The following is a 1,583-nucleotide window of genomic DNA, read 5'->3' as shown; positions in this document are numbered from 1 at the left end:
TGGACGTGTCACGGTTTGATGCCGCTCCTTTGATAGCCTTTACTGGAACAAAGGAGACTGACTATGGGACTGAAACGGACGGACGAATTTCGCCAAGATGCAGTGCGTATTGCGCTGACCAGCGGGTTGACGCGCAAGCAGGTGGCTGATGATCTGGGCGTTGGCATGTCGACGCTGAACAAATGGATCACAGCACACCGAGACACGAAGGTGGTTTCACAAGAGGATTTAGACCTCGCCAAAGAGAATGAGCGGCTTCGACGAGAGATCCGGCTTCTCAAGGAGGAGAGGGAAATCCTAAAAAAGGCCACCCAGTTCTTCGCGGGCCTAAAGCAATGAGATTTAGGTTTGTCGAGGAACACAGGAACCATTTTCCAGCCAACCGTTTATGCAGTGTCGTTGGCGTCAGCACACGTGGCTTGCGGGCCTTCCGTAGTCGCCCTGCCAGTCGCAGACAACGATCTGATATGGTCACGCTTGCACACATCAAAGAACAGTCCCGCCTGAGCCTTGGTAGCTACGGCAGGCCGCGAATGACCGAAGAGTTGAAGGAGATCGGTCTGGACGTCGGTCATCGCCGTGTGGGCCGCTTGATGCGCGAGAACGGCATCCGGGTCGAAAGATCGAAGAAATACAAGGTCACGACGGACAGCAACCATGCGTTCAACATCGGGCCAAACCTGCTGAACCGGGACTTCCACGCCGATCAACCGAACCAGAAGTGGGCGGGCGACATCAGCTATGTCTGGACGCGAGAAGGATGGCTCTACCTGGCTGTTATTCTTGACCTGCATTCTCGGCGGGTGATCGGCTGGGCAGTCAGCAATCGCATGAAACGCGACTTAGCGATCCGAGCATTGAACATGGCCATAGCTTTCCGGGCGCCGCCCAAAGGCTGCATTCATCATACGGATCGCGGGTCGCAATATTGTTCACATGACTATCAGAAGCTTCTGCGCCAGCATGGCTTCAAGGTGTCGATGAGCGGCAAGGGCAATTGCTACGACAATGCTGCTGTCGAAACGTTCTTCAAAACCATCAAAGCCGAACTGATCTGGCGCAAGTCATGGGAAACGCGGCGGCAAGCTGAAGTGGCGATCTTTGAATACATCAACGGGTTTTACAATCCGCGACGACGCCACTCAGCACTAGGCTGGAAAAGCCCCGTCGCATTCGAACGGAAAGTGGCTTAAACGAGCACATGGGGCGGCACGAAAACGGGACAGGTCCACTCGCGAGATCGCCAAAACCGAGCAATATGTGATCTCGATGAAGCTGCGAAAGAAGGTTGAGATGCTCTTTGCCCACCTCAAAAGAATCCTTGGCCTGAACCGGCTTCGATTACGTGGACCATGTGGCGCAAATGACGAATTCCTCCTCGCCGCCACCGCCCAAAACCTCCGAAAACTGGCCAAGATCTTTCCTGCACCGCAGCAAATGCGAAAAGCCTGATCAGAAAGACGCTTGCGCCGAATTTGTAAGTGCCATTTCTGCATTCGCAAACGTTAGTTTTTCAACAGAACGGCGTATTTTGTTGAAAAACTCGTGCTTGATCGGTGTGTGATCTGCTGTTTCAATTCTTC

General features: G+C 53.6%; 1 protein-coding gene and 1 pseudogene. Both read left to right on the top strand.

Translation table 11 applies throughout. The features are described 5' to 3' along the window. The first annotated feature begins 63 nt into the window (after window positions 1–63). A protein-coding gene (locus NH195_RS15850) for an IS3 family transposase (RefSeq protein ID WP_155846026.1) occupies window positions 64–1,193 on the top strand; the annotation gives its coding sequence in 2 pieces (ribosomal slippage) (window positions 64–307 and window positions 307–1,193; 1,131 coding nt in all). 40 nt (window positions 1,194–1,233) lie between these two features. Next, window positions 1,234–1,452: pseudogene (locus NH195_RS20970) on the top strand (transposase); the annotation flags it as partial. Between the last annotated feature and the right edge of the window lie 131 nt (window positions 1,453–1,583).

It is taken from the genome of Celeribacter ethanolicus, assembly GCF_001550095.1.
In the GTDB taxonomy this organism is placed as follows: Bacteria; Pseudomonadota; Alphaproteobacteria; order Rhodobacterales; family Rhodobacteraceae; genus Celeribacter; species Celeribacter ethanolicus.
The sequence above is the reverse complement of the archived record's forward strand: the minus strand, read 5'-3'. Positions and strand labels throughout refer to the sequence as shown.